The sequence below is a fragment of the Shewanella sp. SG44-2 genome (assembly GCF_014164215.1).
Taxonomy (GTDB): Bacteria; Pseudomonadota; Gammaproteobacteria; order Enterobacterales; family Shewanellaceae; genus Shewanella; species Shewanella frigidimarina.
Map to the genome: position 1 here is coordinate 1 of NZ_JACJEU010000028.1, position 21,370 is coordinate 21,370.

Consider the following 21,370-nt stretch of genomic DNA (forward strand, 5'->3'; position numbering starts at 1 on the left):
GTGCTATGTGAATGATGTGAATGATGTGAATGATGTGAATGATGTTAATCATGACATCACATCTGTTGTTTCGAGATCCTAAGTACTGGTTTTACAGAAAGATTTCGGGCTCTCAATATCGAAATCGACTTAGCGAAACTCATTAGCTTACTTACTGTCAGTTAAACGGTATCACTTGTTTAGGTGAGGTGATAAATATGCGCAGTGCTAGTCAGCTCCAACTCTTGATAACAGCTGAGGTAAATTGATGAGAATGGTTTTATTTCATGTTGGTAATATCAAACTTGCCTATTTTTGCTACTTATCTATTTATGCTACTTATCAATTTACGCTAGTAGGGCGCATTAACACATTACTAGCGTGTTGAGTGCAAGCCAATACACTCAAGTTAGTAGGAAAATCTCTGTGTGATAGTCGGTAATTATCCCATGTTGAGTTCTCTACATAGAAAACACATCACTAGGCTAGACCTCAGCTAGATCATGCAACTCATTTTAGTTGAGTTGTGCAATCAACAGACATAAAAAAAGGCAATCAAATGATTGCCTATCGATCGACTTAGCGATCAAGGGGACCGCGCTAGAAGTCCCAGGGAGAAGATGAACAAAAGTGAATATCACTGTTATTAAGTTTGAGTACCTAATGGTTTAAAAGTTCAATATAAATGTATATTTTTATCAAAATATGGATATTAATTTTATACTGATTATTTATCAGTGACTTAAAACGTGCACTTTTGTAATGAATTTATGTCGTTTACGTACTGCTATTGATGAATATCGTCTCGTACTAAGCTGTGGGTAAAAAGCTGGGTGATTAACATGACATCAATTACCCAAACCCACTTTCATTGATTCTCGGTACTCAACTACGCTATTGACGTTATGGTTATCCAAGCAGTTTTTCAATGACAGCGTTGAGATCTTCTGGTTTTGTGGTTGGTGCATATCGTTCAATCACGTTTCCTTGTTTATCGACTAAAAACTTAGTGAAGTTCCATTTTATCGACTCACTACCTAAAAGGCCTTTGGCAGACTTTTTAAGATGTTGATATAACGGATGGCTGTTACTGCCATTGACTTCAATTTTACTAAATAATGGGAATGTCACGCCAAAGTTTAGTTCGCAAAATTGACTGATCTCATCTTCATTACCTTGTTCTTGTTTGCCGAATTGATTACAAGGAAAACCTAAAATAACTAAACCGCGGTCTTTATACTGTTGATATAGTGCTTCAAGTGCTTTGTATTGTGGAGTGAAGCCACATTTACTTGCAGTATTAACAATAAGCAAAACGTTATCTTTAAAATTCTCCATAACAACATCATTGCCTTGAATGTCTTTTACGGAAATAGGGTAAATTGCTGCGGTCATGTGATGCTCCTTTATATGAAAGGTAAACTATAATGGGAAAGTGCTTAGCTGGCAATTAAGTTGTTGGCAACCTAATTTATCTGTTTGCTTATCAATACCAATTTCAATATAGTTGCGCATATTTTACTATCAAGAATTAAGGGCGGGCTGATGAGTGAATTAAAGAACGAACTTAGTTCTGAAGATGAAATCGACACCAGTTCACAACCACAGGCTGATGTCAGTCACGTGGTACATTTGTTAACTGAAGCCGAAGGTGATGAACAGGCCGAAGTGTTCAGTGAAATCTTGACTGAAGCAGAACCAGGCACAATTGCTTTATTATTAGAATCGTTACCGCTTGATGAACGTTATGAACGTTGGCAGCAAGTCGATGTTGAAGAGCGTGTAGACGTTCTAAACTTAATGCGCGCCGATCCTCGTTTAGGCATTGTTAAGAAAATGCCTGATGAGGAATTAGACTTACTCTTTTCTCAATTAAGTCCTGAAGACCTTATTGAATGGAGTGATTCATTACCTGACAACATTACCGATCGTGCATTAGCACAGATGGGTGAACGTCAGCGTAAGCATTTCGAACTATATGACCAATATTCTGAAAATGAAATCGGTCGTTATGCTGATCACCAGATGTTGGCATTAAGTCTTACATCTACCGTAGCACAAGGACAACGCTTTTTTCGTCGTATTGACTTAGATTGTAATGACCATCTTTTTTTAGTCGATCAAAACGATAAATATTTAGGTACAGTGCGTCGTTATGACGTTTTCAGAACTGCAGATCTTGATACTCAATTGCAGGTGTTAAAATGGGATGACAGCCGAGTAATATCTGCTGATTCATCTTTGATCGAAGCTGCCGAAGCCATTGAACATAGCCGCGAACTTGAATTACCGGTTGTCGATGAAGACGGTATATTAATTGGCCGAATGACACTGCGAACAGCTACAGCATTAGTGCGTGAACATTACGAAGCACAATTAATGGCAACTGCTGGTATGGATGAACACGACGATTTATTCGCCCCAATTGTGGTGGGAGCAAAGCGTCGTGCCGTGTGGCTAGGGATTAACTTACTCACAGCATTTTTAGCATCTGCTACCATCGGATTATTCGAAAATGTATTGTCGCAAGTCGTCGCGTTAGCGGTATTGATGCCAATTGTGGCTTCAATGGGGGGCATTGCAGGTAGCCAGTCGTTAACGTTAATGATCCGCGGTATGGCAATGGGTCAGATTTCTGCTGGTAACGTGATGTCGTTGATGAAAAACGAACTCGGTATCGGTGCGCTAAATGGTATGTTGTGGTCAATTGTCATCGGTATTATTGCCGGATGGTGGTTTAACGATACGATAATGGGCGTAGTTATTGCCTGTGCTATTTTAGTGAATATGGCTGTTGCTGCTATTGCTGGTGTGATGGTGCCGATGATCTTACAGCGCTTTAATCAAGATGCGGCGTTATCTGGTTCGGTTATTTTGACCACCGTAACCGACGTTGTAGGCTTTTTTACTTTCTTGGGATTAGCCACCATATTTTATCTGTAAAGTGGCAATACTTGTTACATCGTAAACGACTGATTTAGCATCGTCCAAAGTTTTATTTAAATGGTCTTGAGTTCGTCAAGGCCATTTTTATTTCAACAAAAAAGCAAGTTGCAGGCAACTTGCTTTTTAAACTTGATGAGAAAATCCTGTTAAATTATTTCCACTTAGCAGGCGCGAACTCCATTTCAGCATTATCGTCAAAGTAACGGCGCTTAGTATCACGGCGGCGTTGCTTTACTTTTTTCGATTTTGGTTTTCCCTTGATGTTATCGCCCCATGGCGCATCATCTTCATCAAATTCAAATGAGTGTGACATTTTCAACATTCCAGATAACTGTACCTCTGTTGGTACAGCCTCTTTTTACCTAAAGTTAATGACAAGCTAAAGCGAAATATTTCATCCTTGATGGTAAAAATTATTGCACGTAAAGATGACACTGATATGACAATTCATTTTTTACTGTAAACAATCAAACTTTACTCAGCACCAGCTCATTAAGGCATTGAGCTAATTGTTGTTGCCAAGGTTTTGGTATGACGAGTGTGTGTGATAAGCGGGTGTCTAACACACTGAAAGCGGGTCTATTAACGAGAGAAGCATATTGTTCTGATGTAATAGGTTGTAAATAAATTGACTGAGGTAATAAGCCTAACGCTATTCCTTGTGTTTTGATCTCTTGAGCAAACTCATACCAAGTACACTTACCTGCATTACTCCAATGGTAAATCGCTGACCATTGTTTTTGTGAACACAGTTTCCACAGAAAACGTGCAAAATCGTCAACCATTGTCGGGCTGCCCGTTTGGTCGTTAACAACTTTGATGGGGTTGTCTGCGCTTGATCCTATCGTTTGTTGATTATGTGACTGCGTCATTAACTTTAGCATAGTGGTAACAAAATTATTGCCGCTGTGATGGTAAAGCCAAGAAGTTCGCACAATACAAAATAGAGCAGATTGATAGCTCAATAATGTCTCTTCGGCGAGTAATTTTGACTGCCCATAAGCATTAATGGCTGATGGTTTTTGTGTCACAGAATAAGGTGTTGATGAGCGACCATCGAATACATAATCAGTCGACAATTGAATTAGTTTGATTCCATAATTACTGGCTGCTTTTGCCATATACTCAACGGCCAATGCATTGATTTGCATTGCTGCGACTGGGTTTATTTGTGCTTTTTCTACATCAGTATAAGCCGCGCAGTTGATGATGATATCGGGCCGATAAAAAGCTAACGCTTCATCAATGAGTTGTGGCTGAGTAATATCAACTTGTTGATGGCTGAGTTGGATTAGTTCTGCAGATTTGGGCTGAGCACGTTTTAAGGCTCTGGCGAGTTGACCTGTTTGACCAAACGTTAATATTCTCATTGATAGTGAGCCAAATACCACTGAACGGTTTGGCGTAAACCATTCGAGAAGTTATGTTTTGGTGTCCAATGCAATGTAGTAGTCAATTTACTCGCATCAATAGCATAGCGGCGATCGTGTCCTGGTCTATCAGTAATATGTTGAATGAGTGAGGAAAAACCATAGCGTAAAAGTGCTTTGAAAAGAGCTAAATTAGAAGAGGAAAAAATGTGCGAAATATCAGTAATAGCAGCTTGCATAAGAGTATAGAAAGGATTATCGACCATCGGTTTATCGTAAATGGGTAATAGCTGTTTACAAACCACTTGGGTGATAGGGTATAGCCGAGTGCCTGAACCTCCAGCTAATAAAATGCCTTTTCTCATCAAACTTTCTTTAAGTGACCAATAAAATAATTTTAGCACAGCTAAGATCAATTAAGCAGGTTTGTTATTGATGTTATTCAGCGTTGGGGGGGGATATTTGCTGGCCTAGTCCTTCGATTTTATCGACCCTGTATCGATCTGCGTCTGGGCCTTTAATTCGCCTAAATTTTACATCTAACAAATATAAATGATCGGAATAGACTTGATAAATATGCCCACGATCTAAAATGATAATATTACCGCTTTGATCCCATTTGAATGTTCCACTACCACGATAAGGATTGGGATCAGTGCCTAAACGAATTGTGTGGATGGTATATTGGTTCGGTTGGGTTAGTTCAAGAGTGGTATCCATCCCATCACAACTCGGACAAGGGAATACACCATGATATACACCTTGCCATTGCAAAGTTGTTTTACTACTTGAAGTGGTATCTATAGTCGAGATGTCTTGTTGGCCGCAACCGACGATTATTAATGCGATCATTATCCATAAATTTTTCATCTAAAATCCTTTTAGATACAAAATTGTCGCGCATGTAACGCTCGGCAGTTTTGATGTTCTGTGTCTCAAGTTAATGATTAACAATTTAAAATAATATCCACTTTTATGGAAGTGACTATGTAAAGCATGTCTATTTGACTCAAGTTAAACTTGTATGACGATGATGATTTTAGTATAGATAAGCAAAGCGCTCTTGCGCTTTTATTACCTATTGATCCCGATGTTAATTTCCGATGTTAATATATAGGTATATCATAGATTTTAAGTCCTAATGGTTAAACTTTAGTCTGTATATCGAAAAATTGTTTTATTTCATCAATTCTATCCATTGCATCTTGATAGCCTAAATCAATCAAGGTGGTGGTATAGCTTTTTTCGAATAATAAGTACGACACAATACTTGAGTCAGACTGTCTATTAATACCAAATAATTTCAATAAAGTTTTGATTGCAAAAGGCATGTCATCATAAAACCGTTCCGCAATTCGGCTTAAATCTTGACTTGGTTTCATCACTAAAGTATCGATATGGCGTAAGTTCAAGGTTTCACGGTCTTGTGGGGATATCATTGATAAGGTGTTGTTGACCCGTTGCAGACGCTCTAAATCGCTGTTCAATGTATCCGAAAAAATGGTATCTAATAAATGTCCGGCGATTGTTGCTGTTTTAGGGTGATATTCAAACTCGATGGGAAAGTGTTTGTGTGGGCTGTCTAAATTAATCACAAATATTTTATTAGCGCCAAGGTGGATTGGGCTTGATAGTGGTGATAATTGATGGACAGACCCATCACCATAATAGGCTTGATTAAGTTTAATTGATGGGAATACCATCGGAATAGCTGAGCTTGCAAGTAAGTGCTCAGTATTTAATAAACTGCGAATACCGACTCGTCTAGCACGTTGCCAATCATCAATGTGTTCGTTACCTTGATAGAAAGTATATGAACGTGAATTGTTGTAGCATGAGGAGTCGATACTGATAGCTTTGAGTGCATCATTGCCAATATTACGATCAATTCTTTTAAAATCGATAAGATTATTCAGCAACTCTCGTAAGGGTTGATTATCCAGCAGGCTACCTGCATCAGTATTGACTTTGTCATCTTGAAGACCTTTGATAGCCATTCGTCCCAAATGTCTCAACACTTGAGGGATAGACGTGCGATAGACTTTATGGGTTTCAAAATGACGCCACACCCAATCCAGTTTTTTTATGGCTAAATGGAAGCAAGATGCATGGGTTGCTATCGATATTGCATTAATGGCACCAGCAGATGTACCACAAATAATATCAAATGGGACATTATGATTGCGCGGGTAAAACTGCACTAGCGCTTTTAATACGCCAATTTGATATGCAGCTCTGGCCCCACCACCTCCTAGTACTAATGCTGTTGATACTGGCAATCTCGATCCTTTAATCTGTTAAGCATGCTTGATTCTAGTATGAATTCTTTTTGTGTTATACACCAGCTACCAATAAGTCGACTATGTTATTTATTGTCTATACTTTATCAATATTCTATTTATTCTAGGCGTAAACCTCTTAAAAATGAACAGTAGAACATGGATATGATCGCCCCTGTACAAAGTAAATCGAGATAGATAATAAGATCTAAACTGGTTTTTTTCTCGTATGTTATATTTACTTAAATGATGTGGATCAGGAATGAGCACATCATACATTTTTGATGTTTCGATGGTTGCGTGTTAATTTTTTGTTAATTAGCACTCGGTTGATAATCCAATTTTAAGGATGGCATGTGGCTCTGTTTAAGACAACATCAGCAGTATCGGTTGATAACGATACAGTAAATAAAGCAAAGCAACTTTCTCCTTGGAAGATTGCCATCATTGATGATGAACCAGGCATACATGATGTGACTAAGTTCGCATTGAGTCATTTTGAGTTAGAAGGGAGAAAACTCGCTTTTTATTCAAGTTTTAGCGCTGAAGAAGGATTCATTTTACTACGTGATGAGCCTGATATCGCGCTTGCATTTATCGATGTTGTGATGGAAAACGATCACGCGGGGCTCGACTTAATTGAACGTATTCGAGGTGAGTTAAATAATCACAGTACAAGGATTATTCTTCGCACTGGCCAGCCGGGCTGTGCTCCTGAAGAAAGGGTGATCAGAGAGTTTGATATCAATGACTACAAAGCAAAAACTGAATTAACCGCTACCAAACTTAAATCGTGTGTTTATGCTTCCTTGCGTTCATACCGTGATATTAAAACCATTGAACAAAGTCAGCTTGGGATGGAGAAAGTCATCCAAGCTTCTTCTTCAGTGCTATTAAGCCATACTCTTCATAATTTTGGCAGTGCCGTTCTTGAGCAAACATTGCAATTACTTAATTTAAATAGTTCAGCGCTCTATTTAACCAGTTTTCGTAAAGATCTCTACCAAGATACTCATATGAACCTATTAGCAGCGACTGGCAATATGGTCAGTTACTCTGAAATAGAAAATGTCCAATCACTTCCGGGTGAAGTAAAAGAGTATATTATTGAAGCCATTAGTTTAGAGAAGTCGATAGTTCACGATAATATTTATGTAGGCTTTTATAAATTTGGCCAAGATGTAACCAGTATTTTATACCTCCAACACGACAGCGCATTAACACCGTTGCAAGTCAGGATCCTTGAATTATTTGCCGCTAACGTCAGTCTGACCTTTGAAAACCTTTCAAGCAAAGAAAACGTCCAACAAACACAACGCGAACTGATCTTAATTATTGGTGATGCGATTGAGCAGCGCAGTAAAGAAACCGGTGCTCATGTAAGGCGTGTGGCGGTGATGAGTGAAATGCTGGCTAACTATATTGGTATGAACGATGATTTTGTTGAAACCATGCGCTATGCCGCCCCTTTGCATGATGTGGGTAAAATAGGTATTCCTGAAAGCATTTTACATAAACCCGGTAAGTTGACCGATAGCGAGTGGGAGATAATGAAAACCCATGCAGAAAAAGGCTACAACTTACTTGCGGCATCAAATCGTATCATAGCCAAAATGGGCGCTCGTATTGCCTATACACACCATGAACGATGGGACGGTAATGGCTATCCTCGAGGGTTAGTTGCTGATGCTATACCTATTGAAGGTCGCATTATGGCTATTGTCGATGTGATTGATGCACTTTTGTCAAAACGCAGTTATAAAGACGCCTGGTCAGCTGAAAAAGTAAGAGATTATTTAATTGAGCAGTCAGGTAAGCAATTTGATCCTTTGATGTGTGATGCCAGTTTAATCTTGCTTGATAAGTTTGTTGAGATACAGCAGCAAATGCCAGATGAACCTGCACAAAGCACACATTAAGCAAACGATTATGAATCAGAATTTAGAACAAGTATTACTGGCTGTCAGCCAGTCTGAATTGATTGATACCGGCGACTTAGATTCGGCTTCAAAATTGATTATCGATTCAGTTTGTCGCGGACTTGACATCGATAGGGCGGGTATATGGCTGTTAACCGAAGATAACCAATCAATCGGTTGTTTTTTATTAGTTGATAATCAAACTAAGCAAAATAATATCACGCTAACTCGCTTAGAATTTCCGGGGTATTTTCGCGCCCTAGATACAGAAAGAACAATTGCTGCCAGTGATGCGATGACAGATCCTGCGACCTGTGAGTTTAAAGATATTTATTTGCGTCCCAATGCAATCACAGCCATGTTAGACAGCCCAATAAGACATGCTGGTAAAATGATCGGAATTGTCTGTTGCGAGCATAAGGGGGGCATTAGGCATTGGAGCCGTGATGAGCAATCATTTGTGAGCTCTTTGGCTGATTTGTATGGTAGGGCTGTCAATGCGAAAAAGGTCAAAGCTTATCAAAATGAACTTGAATTGAATAATGTTGCCTTAGAAGCTGAAGTTGAAAAGCGAACTGCGGAGTTAAAAAATGCGATAAATAACTTACAAGCGACACAAGCCAGTTTAATAGAGAGCGAAAAGCTTGCCGCCTTAGGTAATCTTGTTGCTGGTGTTGCACATGAAGTGAATACTCCATTAGGTATTTCGGTGACATCAACCAGTCACTGTATCGATGAGTTAACTAAACTCAAAGCCTTATTCGCCGCGGGTGAATTAGAACAACAAGACTTTGAAGAGTTTATCCATACACTCACTGACGGATTACATTTAATTGAACGTAATTTATCGCGTGCCGCAGAGTTAGTTCATAACTTTAAACGCACAGCAGCTGACCAGCTTATTTTAGAAAAAGAGCAGGTTAATTTAACTGAATATTTGGAGCAAATATCTTCCCCTCTTAGGCCATTAACCCGTAAGCAAGGTATCGAGCTTGATATTCAATTAGAACCAGACTTGGTTGTTGAATCTTATCCTGGTGCTATTGCACAAATCTTTACTAATTTGGTGTCCAATTGTTTTCGGCATGCATTTCCTGCTGATTATGTAGGACAGAAGCGAATTATATTAGGCGCAAATTACTGTGGTGATGAAATAAAGATGTTTTACAAAGATAATGGCAAAGGTTTGAGCCCTGAAGTAAAGCGGAGAATATTTGAACCTTTTTTTACTACTGCACGCAATATTGGTGGCACAGGGTTAGGCATGTCCATTGTGTATAATCTAGTGACGCAGAAATTAGGTGGTAGGCTTGAGATTATTTCGGATTTGAATCAAGGTCTTGAAGTCGATATTTATATCAAAAATATCGAATAAAAGTATTTTAAGCTACAAAAAACGCACCAAAAGGTGCGTTTTTAACATGTTAAATCGTTAATAACTAACCTTTTGCTGCATTGGTTAAAAATGCCACAATCTCATCGAATGGAATGTCTTGTTTCTCACCCGTGCGACGGTTTTTATATTCAAATACACCTGCATCAATATTGCGATCGCCAATCACGACAACATGCGGCAAGCCAATGAGCTCCATGTCGGCAAACATAACCCCAGGACGCTCTTTACGATCATCCATCAATACTTCAACACCAGCATCAGCCAGGTCTTGGTAAAGTTTTTCGGCAATGTCAGCTACACGATGTGACTTATGCATATTCATTGGCAAAATGCCTACAGTAAACGGTGCAATAGCTTCAGGCCAGGTAATGCCACGATCATCGTTGTTTTGCTCAATAGCAGCAGCCACAATACGACTCACGCCAACGCCGTAACAACCCATCAATAGCACTTGGGCTTTACCGTTTTCGTCTAACACGGTGGCATTCATTGATTTAGAATAACTTGTTCCCAACTGGAAGATATGGCCGACTTCAATACCACGAGCCATGGCATACGTACCTAAGCCATCAGGCGTTGGTTCACCTTCGACCACATTACGGATATCTGCAGCAGTCGCAAGCGGCAAGTCGCGGTCCCAGTTAATACCAAAATAATGCTTATTTTCAGCGTTAGCACCCGCGGCAAAATCGCTCATCACAGTGACACTATGATCAACAATAATTGGCATTGTTAAGCCAACAGGTCCTATAGAACCAGGACCTGCTCCAACTGCAGCACGAATTTCTGCTTCTGAAGCAAATTCAAATGGTGACGCGACTAATTCAAGCTTGTCGGCTTTAATTTCGTTAAGTTCGTGATCGCCACGGATAACTAATGCAACTAATGGCACTTCGTCAGTAGCACCTTTTACGATTAAGGTTTTAACCGTTTTAGTGATGACTACATTAAATTGCTCAACTAACTCAGCAATCGTTTTGGCGTTAGGCGTATCCACTAACGTCATCGCCTCAGTCGGCGTGGCAAGAGTGTCGGTTGGCATTGGTGATTCGGCTTTTTCAATGTTAGCGGCATAATCGCTACCCGTTGAATAAGCGATTAAATCTTCACCACTGTTAGCCAGCACATGGAATTCATGCGACATGCTACCACCGATAGAACCAGTATCAGCCAGTACTGGACGGAATGATAAGCCCATACGAGTCAGAATATTGCTGTATGCGGTATGCATAGCGTGGTAAGTGTTATCCATGGTTTCTTGATCTAAATGGAAAGAATAGGCATCTTTCATCAAGAATTCGCGCGCGCGCATTACGCCGAAGCGAGGGCGTACTTCATCACGGAACTTAGTTTGTACTTGGTAAAGTGTTAGCGGTAGTTGCTTGTAAGAACTTAATTCTTTACGGACTAAATCGGTGATCACTTCTTCATGGGTTGGCCCCAATACGAAGTCACGATTATTACGGTCTTGGAAACGTAATAACTCAGGACCAAACTTATCCCAACGACCCGTTTCAACCCATAGATCTGCAGGCTGGACTAACGGCATTAATATCTCTATAGCACCTGTTTTGTTCATTTCTTCACGAACAATGGCTTCAACTTTACGTAAAACACGTAAACCTGACGGAAGCCAAGTGTAGAGACCTGAAGCATTACGACGGATCATACCGGCACGTAACATTAACTGATGACTAATCACCTCTGCATTAGCAGGGGTTTCTTTTTGTGTTGAAAGCAGGTACTTGCTAACTCGCATTCCCGATGTCCAAAATAGTTGCTATGAATTAGCATCATTTTAGCACCTGAATCAATGATGTCACCTGCTAATTCGACTCAAAAGATGGCTTTGTGATACTTAAATGGTAGCTGGCTATTTTTTATCGCGTCGGTCGCCAATAACTCGGGCTGGATTACCAGCAACAATAGCAAAATTGGGTACATCTTTTGTGACAATGCAGCCCATGCCAATCACCGCACAATCTCCAATGGTGACACCGTCAACAATGCCCGCCTGAGCGCCAATCCATACATCTTGGCCTATCACTACACCTTTTGATGTCGCGGGTTGTTTATAAATGGGTTCGCTGGGTGACATACCATGGTTAAAGGCATAAATCGTGACGTTGTTAGCAATACGAGTTTGGTTGCCAATTTTGATACCATTTCGGCCCCCGTCTATACTACAGCCATGGTTAATGGCCACTTCATTGCCTAGGGTGATTGGACCATGCATAAACACATCAGCGGCAATCATGCATTGGTTACCTATAGAGATATCACGACCCGGTTCGGCAAAAAGCTGAGCTTGTGGGGCAATAAAACACTGTTCACCTATATGAATGGTTTCAAGCTGACATAACCGTTGTTGAATGTCATCTTGCCAAGGTTTTGCCCATGATAAATGCTTTGGTTTAAGTGAAAAATACAGCCATGGCATCCATGATAAGCGTTTCTTATGTTGTGCTTGATAATCTATGTCTGCCATTAATTTAATCCTTTAACAGTTCAACTTTTGTCGGCTTGAGTTCTAACACTTCAATACCTTGAGCTGTGATATGCCAAAAGATATCTAAGTCGTATAATGCCACTTGATAAAGTTTGGGATCGTTTTTGGCTTTTTTGTATGCAGGACGAGGATCTTGCGACAATACCCCTTCAATAAGCGCGGCTAAATCTTGGTACTGCTCTTGTTGGCTGTAGTGATCTATTTGCTCTGTCGCTAACGGTGTATAAGTAAGTGGAATTAATATCGGTGCATCTTGGGCAATACCACCCTGTGCATCAATAATAACATCTGAGAACGGAATATAAGGTTTGATATCGACAATCGGCGTGCCGTCTAATAAATCCATTCCAGATATTACTAAGCACACTTTACCTTTACGATTAACCACTCCGTGCAATTTAACAACGGACTGACCGATTCCATTTGGCCGAAATGTTGAACGAGTTGCAAAGACACCTAATTTTTCATTGCCGCCTAAACGGGGAGGGCGAACGGTGGTTTTCCAACCTTGAGCCAGATTTTCATGGAAACAGAATAATAACCATAAGTGTGAATATTGCTCTATTCCTCTAACGGCATCAATGTGATTAAACGCAGGTTCAAACTCTATATAACCTACCGCATTGACTAAACCTGGCTGACGAGGAATACCAAACTTTTGTTTGTAAGGTGTTCTGCATATTGCAACAGCATTTAATTGGCTGCTAAACGGAACGCTAGATTTATGATTCATTAGATCTGTTTGACTGTGTCGATCGTTGCTTTGTGTCATGCGATACCTGAATTAAGCAAACAAAGGGAGTTATAAATCAAATATAGAAAATGTTGATGAGTGTTATATGAGCACTCATCATTTTATGGGCAGTCAATATATTATATTGAGTTGTTATTTTTCTGTAGGAGTTTTAATGGCTTGACCGACACAAAGTGCACGGCTAAAACAACTATTGTCTGCTTCAGTAATCATAAAACAGCTTTTAACCACAAAACCATTTGCGCCCATATCTGCAGCAGCTCTTCTGGCATTGGTTCGTGCTACGGCCATTTGTGGTGGTGCATCTTGTTTGGTTTCTTGGCAGGTTTCGCCTTCAACTAAACCTAAAGTTTCAAAGGTTCCTTTAGGTTGATCACTACCTTCATATAACGTTACATCACCGACTTTAAAATAATCATTGATCGCTTTACTGTCTAAATTACTTTTGAACGTATAATCACTCGCACAAGCGCTCAATAATAGTGCTATACCTGAGGCAATAAATGCATATTTAAGAGGAAAAGTCATAGCCGTAGCCTTCTACTAATGGGGAATGGATCAACGACGGTTAGTTTACCTTTTCTCTTGCCGATGATAAAGCGCTCAAATGCTATAAAAAAAAGAGCTTACCGAAGTAAGCTCTTTTTTATTTTAAAGGATAACGGTGTGGTTAACCCTTAATCAGAATAATTATTCCATACCAGGAATTAAGAATTCGCTCATATTTTTGCCGCTATCAACTTGTTGTTTGAATACGGTAGGCATACGACCTTGGCCAGTCCATTGAATTAATTCACCATCAACAGTGATTTGATATTTTGGTGGGCGCGGTGCACGTTTAGGTTTAGCTGTTTTAACAGAAGAGGTCACATCACCTAAATCTTCAATTGATAAGCCACTGTTTTCAATTTGAGCAAGAATTTCAGCAATACGAGCGTTACGTTCAGCATTAGCTTCAAGTTCTAATTTCTCTTCTTCTTGACGTTCGGTAATGATTTTTTCTAATTTCGCCGCTGTTTCACGTAAATCATCAAGAGACAATTCTTTTACTGCAGCTTTAAAACGACGGCCGTGGGTTAATATGTCTAAAAAGTCACTCATGTTGTATAGTTTCCTAATGATTTATTTATAAAATAAAAGTTATAAGAGATAAAAAGTATCAACGTTCCGTGTAAGTTTCAGTACTTCATATTGTTTATTTGGGTCGTTATTATTAATATAAGTCAGATTAATTCTCTGATTATTACTAATACAGCTTAATCAATACTGAATATAGCTGTAATAATAGAAACTATTTGGCATTGAATCAAATAAAATCATCTAATTATGCAATTAATTTTAATTAAGCATTCCCATTAAGTAATTAATGATCCACTACTTGTTTAGTTTGATTGCCACCACAATAACAAAAAATATGTAAACAGTCGTTTGACTTTGATTGACGTTAACGTTAACAGGACGTAAAGTTAACCCATCTTGCATTGGCGAACGCCAGTGTGTTGTCCATATACATTGAAGGTGTAGTAAGGAAAACCTATGAAAGTATTGGTGCCTGTTAAACGCGTAGTTGATGCCAATGTGAAAGTCAGGGTAAAAGCTGATAACACAAATGTTGATACGACCAACCTTAAAATGGCGTTAAACCCATTTTGCGAAATAGCGGTAGAAGAAGCTGTTCGCCTCAAAGAAGCTGGCATTGCCACTGAAGTTGTAGTGGTAAGTGTTGGCCCTAAAGCGGTGCAAGAACAATTAAGAACCGCAATGGCACTAGGTGCCGACCGAGCGATTCATATTGAGACCGATGAAGAGTTAGTGCCCCTTTCTATTGCTAAGCTGTTAAAGGCAGTGCAAGAAAAAGAGCAAGCACAACTTGTTATTTTTGGTAAGCAGTCAATTGACGGCGACAATAATCAAACGGGTCAAATGCTCGCAGCATTAACTGATATGCCACAAGCGACATTTGCATCAGAAGTCAAAATTGATGGTGACATGATTACGGTTACTCGTGAAATTGATGGTGGATTACAAACGCTGAAAATGCCTTTGCCTGCGATTGTGACGGTAGACTTACGTTTGAACGAACCTCGTTATGCTTCATTACCTAATATTATGAAAGCTAAACGCAAGCCATTAGAGATTATGGCTGTGGCTGATCTTGGTGTGAGCTTAAGAGCGCATCAAACAGTACTTAGCGTCACACCTCCTGTTGAGCGTAAAGCGGGCATCATGGTGTCTTCTGTTGAAGAGTTAGTTGATAAGTTAAAAAATGAAGCGAAGGTGATCTAATATGACCATTTTAGTATTAGCAGAACACGATAATGTCAGTTTGAAGACTGACACGGCGAAAGTGGTTAGCGCTGCAGCAGCCATTGGTGGTGATATTCATGTACTGGTTGTTGGTGCAGATTGTTCTGCCGCGGTGAGTGCAGCACAAAGTCTAGCGGGTGTGAGTAAAGTATTAGTGGCAGATGCCGCTCAATATGGCGCTCAATTAGCTGAAAATGTATCAAAATTAGTTGTTGAAATTGCGGCTGATTACGAACATATTTTAGCGGCGGCAACCAGTATAGGTAAAGATACATTGCCTCGCGTAGCAGCATTATTAGACGTTGCTCAGATATCTGAAGTGATTGAAGTTGTAAGCAGTGACACTTTTGTACGCCCTATTTATGCGGGTAATGCACTTGCGACTGTGCAAAGCTTAGATGCTAAAAAAGTCATGACAGTGCGCTCTAGTGCATTTGATGTTGTAGCATCAACAGGCAGTGCTGAAGTCGTCAACTTAAGCCAAGCAATAGATTCAAAAACTGAGTTTGTTTCTCAGTCACTTACTGAATCTGCCCGTCCTGAACTCGGCAATGCAGGCATTATTGTGTCTGGTGGTCGTGGTATGGGCAGCGGTGAAAACTTTGCTATTTTAGAGCAACTCGCCGATAAGTTAGGCGCAGCAGTAGGTGCATCACGTGCAGCTGTTGACGCAGGGTTTGTACCTAACGACTTGCAAGTAGGTCAAACAGGTAAAATTGTTGCACCTGACTTGTACATTGCAGTGGGTATTTCTGGCGCGATTCAACATCTTGCCGGTATGAAAGATTCAAAAGTGATTGTGGCCATTAACAAAGACCCTGAAGCCCCTATTTTTCAAGTGGCGGATTATGGTTTGGTTGCCGACTTATTTGAAGCGATACCGGCATTGAATAACCTCGTTTAATCTGACGTTAACTCGTTAGGTGGGAAGTTGATTACGTTAGTTTTTCAATCGACTTTAAAGCACGATTATACGTTTTGTTATTCAATTAAAAGGTTTCTACCTATACGGTAGAAACCTTTTTTATTGGGCTAGTCTTGGATTTAGTCTTAGTTTTAGTTTTAGTACTGATTTTGATGATAACGTTAAAAAACTCAGTTCAAATATCGACGGTTTGATGCGGTTGCCGTTTTTGTGTCCATTACATTAGTGTGCATTTGATTTAAAAACGTTAAACTAATGCTGTTCAATTGTTGTTTAAATTGGCGTTGTTGTTATTTGTGGTTCTGTTTAGTGCTTTTTACTGGCGCAGAATATGTAATTTATGATTGTATGTTCGCGTTGTGTGTAATGAGCTTTAACTACACACAACAAAAGTAGAGGTGCGTTGCATAAAAGTCATGTTGAATTGGGTGATGCCAATAATTCGACATAAAAGGATGCAATGCCGAAATAAATGGGGTTATCAGCCGCATTTGTTGGGGCAGTTCTCGAAAGGGACTGCACTGTCATAGTGTTTTTATCGACTTGATAAAAAGAATGATATTCATATTAAATGGATATTACTGTGGAGTGCTACTAGTTAAGTTAACGCATACACTTCCTGTGTATGTTCAGCCTTATTTCTAGTTTTTCTCCATTCGTATCCAACGAAGAAATAATTAAATTATGATAATAAGTTATGCCGATTCGGCACTTTCTGTTTTGCCACCACTTGTGGCTATTACTCTGGCCATTTTAACTCGTAAAGTATTGCTCTCTTTAGGGGTTGGCATTGTTTTCGGCGCCTTATTACTGACCGATTTTTCATTGGTTAGCAGCGGCGAATATATCTTAAATACCGCTAGCCAGTTAGTTTGGAAAGACGCAGCGCTGAATAGTTGGAATGTGTACATTCTAGGCTTTTTGATTGTGCTGGGCATGATCACTGCATTAATCACTGTTAGCGGCTCAGCCCGTGCTTTTGCTGATTGGGCTAAATTGCGTATTCGTAATAAACGTGATGCCAAGTTAATGACCATGTTTTTAGGCTGCGTAGTGTTTATTGATGATTACTTTAACAGTTTAGTCGTCGGCTCGATTTCACGTCCAATCACTGACCGCTACCATATTTCGCGTGCCAAATTGGCTTATATTCTTGATTCCACCGCCGCACCAGTGTGTGTTATTTCTCCCGTGTCTAGCTGGGGGGCATACATTATCGCATTAATTGGCGGTATTTTAACTGCCCATGGATTTACCGATTCTGGCCATTTGAGTGTCTTTATTCAAATGATCCCAATGAACTTTTATGCCATTTTCTCGTTATTATTATTACTGTGTGTAGCAACGTTTAGCTTAGATGTAGGCCCAATGCGTCAGCATGAATTAAACGCACTGCGTGGTAATTTGTTTGATGAGTCAAAAGGCCAACCACCTGGCGCAGTCACAGACTTACCTGAAGCCGATACCGGTAAAGTGATTGGCTTGTTTTTACCTATCGCGGTATTGGTATTCGCGACAGTGTATTTTATGGTTTCAAGTGGCGCTGATGTGTTAGCAACCAAAGACTTACCGTTTAATGTACTCGGTGCATTTGAGAATACCGATGTTAGCTCGTCACTATTTTTTGGCTCTGTAATTGGTCTTATTGCGACGCTAATTCTTGCGATTCAGCAAAAAGTTGATTTGTCTATGTTACTCAAAGGGATGTCGGTTGGTGCGCGCTCTATGTTGCCAGCCATTTACATATTGCTTTTTGCATGGACAATTTCGAGTGTGATTGGTCAGCTTGAAACCGGTAAATACATGGCAAGTTTAGCCACTGACAATATTCCATTTGCCTTACTACCAGCAGTGTTATTCTTGTTAGCGGGTATTACTGCTTTTTCGACTGGTACAAGTTGGGGCACGTTTGGCATTATGTTGCCTATTGCCGCAGACATGGCGATGGGAAGTGACAGCACGATGATGTTACCAATGTTGGCTGCGGTGTTGTCTGGTGCGGTATTTGGCGACCATTGTTCGCCCATTTCAGACACCACCATATTGTCGTCAACCGGTGCCAGTTGCCATCATATTGATCACGTTGTTACTCAACTGCCGTATGCCTTAATTGCTGCTTTAATTAGCTTGGTCGGTTACACCGTATTAGGTTTTACTGGCTCATTAATCGCAGGGTTAGTTTGCTGTAGCATGTTGTTTGTCATTAGTGTTGTTGTATTACATTTCTGGGCTAAGAAGTGATCACTTGAACTAAGCTCTAGCGTATGTAGGTGAGTGTTCTATTTAAGCTGTGATGGAAATGCCGTATTCATGATGAATACGGCATTTTTGTTTGTTGTTACTAAGTTAAAAAAGGTAATATGACTGGTATTATGTGATTAACCGTTAGGACACTTCATTTTGGCGCAACTGTACTTTTATTATTCGGCGATGAATGCCGGTAAATCAACATCATTACTGCAGTCTTCTTATAATTATCGTGAGCGCGGTATGCACACGTTAGTGATGACGGCATCGATAGACAATCGTTATGGTGTCGGCAAAGTGTCATCACGTATCGGCATTGAAACCGAAGCGCAGGTGTTCGGTAGCACTGATAATTTAATAGAGTTAATTTCGACGTCGAATGATGAGCAAAAAATTCATTGCGTATTGATTGATGAAAGCCAGTTTTTAAGTAAAGAACAGGTGAGGCAGATTACCCATGTGGTCGATAATATGGATATTCCTGTATTGTGCTACGGTCTTCGTAATGACTTCCAAGGAGAATTGTTTCCTGGTAGCCAATATTTATTAGCCTGGGCCGACAAATTAGTTGAGCTTAAAACGATTTGTCATTGTGGCCGTAAAGCTAACATGGTCGTGCGTCTTGATCATGACGGTAAACCAATGCGTGAAGGCGAGCAGGTTGCCATTGGCGGTAATGAAAGTTACGAGTCGGTTTGTCGTAAGCATTTTCGTGAGTTTTTGTGGGATTAAGTCAAACCTAATCAGACTGAATAAAAAAGCCGCTTCAAGTTAATTGATGCGACTTTTTTGTGTGTCATTATTTATTAAAAATCGGCTTCTGCGAAATCGACAATATCAGCACTGCTCGATTCAATTTGTTTGCGTAAGCTGCGGGTTTGGCTGCCCCAATAGCTCATAAAGAATTGTGCGGTTTTAAGTTTAGCTTGGTAAAAACCAGTCTCTTCAGTACCTGCTTCTAATGCGGCTAATGATGTTGCAGCAATACGAGCCCACATCCACGCTAGCGCTGTAATACCAAACAACTGCATATAGGCCATTGACGCTGCACCAATAAGATCAGGATTCTTGCTGGCTGACTGCACAATAAAACCGGTGGCTTTTTCAAGATCGCCTGCTGCATCCATTAAGCCTGCAAGGTAAGGTTTCATTGCGTCATTACCCGCGTGTTGCTGAATTAATTCCTTCACCATACCTGACCACAAGGTTAATGCAGCGCCTTTATCGCTAAGTAATTTACGGCCGACTAAATCGAGTGCTTGTACTCCATTTGTGCCTTCGTAAATCATTGCAATACGGATATCACGTACAAACTGTTCCATACCCCATTCATTAATATAACCATGACCACCATAGATTTGCTGGGCATCAACACACGCTTTAAAGCCTTGGTCGGTGACAAAGCCTTTAACAATCGGTGTAAATAATGCCGCAAGTGCATTAGCTTGTTTGGCTTTTTCTGGATCGGTATGACGTTCTACTTGGTCAAGCCACAGTGCTTGTTGACCCATTAACGCACGTGTACCTTCATTGAACGACTTTTGTGATAACAGCATACGACGCACATCGCCATGGACTAATAATGAGTCAGCAGCTTGTTCTGGCTGCTTAACACCACTTAATGCACGGCCTTGAATACGCTCTTTGGCATAAACGAGAGCATTTTGATAAGCAATATCTGATACGCCTAAACCTTGAATACCCACACCTAAACGTGCTTGGTTCATCATGGTAAACATGGCTTTTAGACCTTGATGTGCTGCACCAACAAGCTCACCGATAGCGCCGTCAAAATGCATCACACATGTTGAGTTACCATGAATACCCATCTTATGCTCAAGACCTGTTGCGCTAAGCTTGTTAGCTTCGCCTAAGCTACCATCGGCATTCACTAAAAACTTAGGTACAGCAAATAGTGAAATACCTTTAACACCTTCCGGTGCATCAGGTAAACGCGCTAATACTAAATGAATGATGTTGTCGGCGAGATCGTGATCGCCAGACGAGATAAAGATTTTTTCGCCGCTAATGGCAAATACATCGTCACCCGCAGGAACCGCTTTAGTACGTAATAAGGCTAAATCTGTACCCGCATGAGACTCGGTTAAGTTCATGGTACCAGTCCACTCGCCACTGACCAGTTTTGCTAAGTACTTTTGCTTTAGCGCATCACTGCCGTGCACATGAATGGCTGAATAAGCGCCATGGGTTAAGCCTGGATACATGGCAAACGCCATATTAGTGGCGGTTTTCATTTCGGTTGCGAATGTACCGATAACTTCAGGTAAACCTTGGCCACCAAATTCAGGATCACAGGTTAATGTTGCCCAACCATCTTGTACGTATTGTTTATAAGCTTGCTTGAACCCAGAAGGGGTAATGACCTTACCATCAACCAGTTTACAACCTTCTAAGTCACCACTGGCATTGAGTGGCAGCATGATGTCGGTGCTGAAATCGGCAACACCTTGCAAAATTGCATCAGTGAGATCCGCATCTATTTCATCAAAACCGCGTAAATCAGTTTGTTTATAGACATTAAGCAGTTCAGACAGAATGAATTGATAATCGCGAAGAGGAGCTTGGTAAATAGGCATAAGATCATTCCTTGGTTATGTTGTATTTTAGTTTGGTCTCGGCAACATAATGCAGCTTGTTACTGGTCCAATCAGATAGTTGATTTATCTAACCATACCCAATTTCGAGTAAAAACTCAGTATTATTTTTACGTAAACGTAA

Annotated in this window: 18 protein-coding genes, 1 pseudogene and 1 riboswitch; of the genes and pseudogenes, 7 read left to right on the top strand and 12 right to left on the bottom strand. The window is 40.2% G+C overall.

Annotated features, from left to right (window positions below):
* Positions 1-888: 888 nt before the first annotated feature.
* The gene (locus H5181_RS16680; RefSeq protein WP_182751562.1) at positions 889-1,374 is read right to left on the bottom strand and encodes a glutathione peroxidase; all 486 of its coding nucleotides are present in this window, start codon (positions 1,372-1,374) and stop codon (positions 889-891) included.
* A gap of 150 nt (positions 1,375-1,524) precedes the next feature.
* Here H5181_RS16680 and H5181_RS16685 point away from each other — a divergent pair, with 150 nt between their 5' ends.
* Positions 1,525-2,922 carry a magnesium transporter gene (locus H5181_RS16685; RefSeq protein ID WP_011638212.1) on the top strand — a complete coding sequence of 466 codons (1,398 nt, stop codon included), beginning with the start codon at positions 1,525-1,527 and terminating at the stop codon, positions 2,920-2,922.
* A gap of 154 nt (positions 2,923-3,076) precedes the next feature.
* Here H5181_RS16685 and H5181_RS16690 read toward each other — a convergent pair whose 3' ends face one another.
* From H5181_RS16690 to H5181_RS16710, 5 genes and pseudogenes are all read right to left on the bottom strand, one after another.
* On the bottom strand, positions 3,077-3,238 hold the full coding sequence (locus tag H5181_RS16690) for a hypothetical protein (protein WP_041413129.1): 162 nt from the start codon (positions 3,236-3,238) through the stop codon (positions 3,077-3,079).
* Between the two features lie 154 nt (positions 3,239-3,392).
* Positions 3,393-4,295 carry a dTDP-4-dehydrorhamnose reductase gene (gene rfbD / locus H5181_RS16695; protein WP_182751563.1) on the bottom strand — a complete coding sequence of 301 codons (903 nt, stop codon included), beginning with the start codon at positions 4,293-4,295 and terminating at the stop codon, positions 3,393-3,395.
* Positions 4,296-4,453: 158 nt separating this feature from the next.
* Positions 4,454-4,660, bottom strand: a pseudogene (locus tag H5181_RS16700) (sugar phosphate nucleotidyltransferase); the annotation flags it as partial.
* 73 nt (positions 4,661-4,733) lie between these two features.
* Positions 4,734-5,165, bottom strand: coding sequence for a copper resistance protein NlpE (locus H5181_RS16705; RefSeq protein ID WP_011638206.1), 432 nt, complete (start codon positions 5,163-5,165; stop codon positions 4,734-4,736).
* Positions 5,166-5,440: 275 nt separating this feature from the next.
* A complete protein-coding gene (locus H5181_RS16710; RefSeq protein WP_011638205.1) occupies positions 5,441-6,574 on the bottom strand; it encodes a patatin-like phospholipase family protein in 1,134 nt (377 codons plus the stop codon).
* 356 nt (positions 6,575-6,930) lie between these two features.
* Between H5181_RS16710 and H5181_RS16715 the strand changes: the two genes are divergently transcribed.
* A complete protein-coding gene (locus H5181_RS16715) occupies positions 6,931-8,493 on the top strand; it encodes a response regulator (RefSeq protein ID WP_011638204.1) in 1,563 nt (520 codons plus the stop codon).
* A gap of 10 nt (positions 8,494-8,503) precedes the next feature.
* Positions 8,504-9,868, top strand: a complete 1,365-nt coding sequence (locus H5181_RS16720) for a sensor histidine kinase (protein ID WP_182751564.1) — start codon at positions 8,504-8,506, stop codon at positions 9,866-9,868.
* A 64-nt stretch (positions 9,869-9,932) separates the two neighbouring features.
* On the opposite strand, the gene H5181_RS16725 is transcribed toward H5181_RS16720, so the two are convergent.
* The 5 genes from H5181_RS16725 to H5181_RS16745 form a co-directional block, all read right to left on the bottom strand.
* Entirely contained in the window at positions 9,933-11,648 is a 1,716-nt protein-coding gene (locus H5181_RS16725; RefSeq protein WP_182751565.1) for a proline--tRNA ligase, read from the bottom strand.
* A 114-nt stretch (positions 11,649-11,762) separates the two neighbouring features.
* Positions 11,763-12,377: a DapH/DapD/GlmU-related protein gene (locus H5181_RS16730; RefSeq protein WP_011638201.1), complete on the bottom strand. Its 615-nt coding sequence runs from the start codon at positions 12,375-12,377 to the stop codon at positions 11,763-11,765.
* 4 nt (positions 12,378-12,381) lie between these two features.
* On the bottom strand, positions 12,382-13,131 hold the full coding sequence (gene tsaA / locus H5181_RS16735) for a tRNA (N6-threonylcarbamoyladenosine(37)-N6)-methyltransferase TrmO (protein WP_041413643.1): 750 nt from the start codon (positions 13,129-13,131) through the stop codon (positions 12,382-12,384).
* Between the two features lie 153 nt (positions 13,132-13,284).
* The gene (gene rcsF / locus H5181_RS16740; protein WP_182751566.1) at positions 13,285-13,680 is read right to left on the bottom strand and encodes an Rcs stress response system protein RcsF; all 396 of its coding nucleotides are present in this window, start codon (positions 13,678-13,680) and stop codon (positions 13,285-13,287) included.
* Between the two features lie 162 nt (positions 13,681-13,842).
* The gene (locus H5181_RS16745) at positions 13,843-14,253 is read right to left on the bottom strand and encodes an H-NS family nucleoid-associated regulatory protein (RefSeq protein ID WP_101086534.1); all 411 of its coding nucleotides are present in this window, start codon (positions 14,251-14,253) and stop codon (positions 13,843-13,845) included.
* A 435-nt stretch (positions 14,254-14,688) separates the two neighbouring features.
* Here H5181_RS16745 and H5181_RS16750 point away from each other — a divergent pair, with 435 nt between their 5' ends.
* The 4 genes from H5181_RS16750 to H5181_RS16765 all read left to right on the top strand — a co-directional run bounded on the left by H5181_RS16750 (position 14,689) and on the right by H5181_RS16765 (position 19,363).
* The gene (locus H5181_RS16750; RefSeq protein WP_059744357.1) at positions 14,689-15,438 is read left to right on the top strand and encodes an electron transfer flavoprotein subunit beta/FixA family protein; all 750 of its coding nucleotides are present in this window, start codon (positions 14,689-14,691) and stop codon (positions 15,436-15,438) included.
* A gap of 1 nt (position 15,439) precedes the next feature.
* Positions 15,440-16,363: an electron transfer flavoprotein subunit alpha/FixB family protein gene (locus tag H5181_RS16755; protein WP_182751567.1), complete on the top strand. Its 924-nt coding sequence runs from the start codon at positions 15,440-15,442 to the stop codon at positions 16,361-16,363.
* Positions 16,364-16,769: 406 nt separating this feature from the next.
* Positions 16,770-16,986: riboswitch (Lysine riboswitch) on the top strand.
* 82 nt (positions 16,987-17,068) lie between these two features.
* Positions 17,069-18,625 (top strand): Na+/H+ antiporter NhaC family protein, encoded by a 1,557-nt coding sequence (locus tag H5181_RS16760; RefSeq protein WP_011638195.1) that lies wholly within the window; start codon positions 17,069-17,071, stop codon positions 18,623-18,625.
* 159 nt (positions 18,626-18,784) lie between these two features.
* Positions 18,785-19,363 carry a thymidine kinase gene (locus tag H5181_RS16765; RefSeq protein ID WP_182751568.1) on the top strand — a complete coding sequence of 193 codons (579 nt, stop codon included), beginning with the start codon at positions 18,785-18,787 and terminating at the stop codon, positions 19,361-19,363.
* A 74-nt stretch (positions 19,364-19,437) separates the two neighbouring features.
* On the opposite strand, the gene H5181_RS16770 is transcribed toward H5181_RS16765, so the two are convergent.
* The gene (locus tag H5181_RS16770; protein ID WP_182751569.1) at positions 19,438-21,228 is read right to left on the bottom strand and encodes an acyl-CoA dehydrogenase C-terminal domain-containing protein; all 1,791 of its coding nucleotides are present in this window, start codon (positions 21,226-21,228) and stop codon (positions 19,438-19,440) included.
* Positions 21,229-21,370 lie beyond the last annotated feature (142 nt).

Coding starts and splice junctions, on each gene's coding strand:
- H5181_RS16705 (WP_011638206.1), bottom strand. CDS start 5,165: ATGAAAAATTTATGGATAATGATCGCATTAATAATCGTCGGTTGCGGC.
- H5181_RS16760 (WP_011638195.1), top strand. CDS start 17,069: ATGATAATAAGTTATGCCGATTCGGCACTTTCTGTTTTGCCACCACTT.
- H5181_RS16755 (WP_182751567.1), top strand. CDS start 15,440: ATGACCATTTTAGTATTAGCAGAACACGATAATGTCAGTTTGAAGACT.
- rcsF (WP_182751566.1), bottom strand. CDS start 13,680: ATGACTTTTCCTCTTAAATATGCATTTATTGCCTCAGGTATAGCACTA.
- H5181_RS16725 (WP_182751565.1), bottom strand. CDS start 11,648: ATGCGAGTTAGCAAGTACCTGCTTTCAACACAAAAAGAAACCCCTGCT.
- H5181_RS16730 (WP_011638201.1), bottom strand. CDS start 12,377: ATGGCAGACATAGATTATCAAGCACAACATAAGAAACGCTTATCATGG.
- rfbD (WP_182751563.1), bottom strand. CDS start 4,295: ATGAGAATATTAACGTTTGGTCAAACAGGTCAACTCGCCAGAGCCTTA.
- H5181_RS16690 (WP_041413129.1), bottom strand. CDS start 3,238: ATGTCACACTCATTTGAATTTGATGAAGATGATGCGCCATGGGGCGAT.
- tsaA (WP_041413643.1), bottom strand. CDS start 13,131: ATGAATCATAAATCTAGCGTTCCGTTTAGCAGCCAATTAAATGCTGTT.
- H5181_RS16745 (WP_101086534.1), bottom strand. CDS start 14,253: ATGAGTGACTTTTTAGACATATTAACCCACGGCCGTCGTTTTAAAGCT.
- H5181_RS16750 (WP_059744357.1), top strand. CDS start 14,689: ATGAAAGTATTGGTGCCTGTTAAACGCGTAGTTGATGCCAATGTGAAA.
- H5181_RS16770 (WP_182751569.1), bottom strand. CDS start 21,228: ATGCCTATTTACCAAGCTCCTCTTCGCGATTATCAATTCATTCTGTCT.
- H5181_RS16720 (WP_182751564.1), top strand. CDS start 8,504: ATGAATCAGAATTTAGAACAAGTATTACTGGCTGTCAGCCAGTCTGAA.
- H5181_RS16685 (WP_011638212.1), top strand. CDS start 1,525: ATGAGTGAATTAAAGAACGAACTTAGTTCTGAAGATGAAATCGACACC.
- H5181_RS16680 (WP_182751562.1), bottom strand. CDS start 1,374: ATGACCGCAGCAATTTACCCTATTTCCGTAAAAGACATTCAAGGCAAT.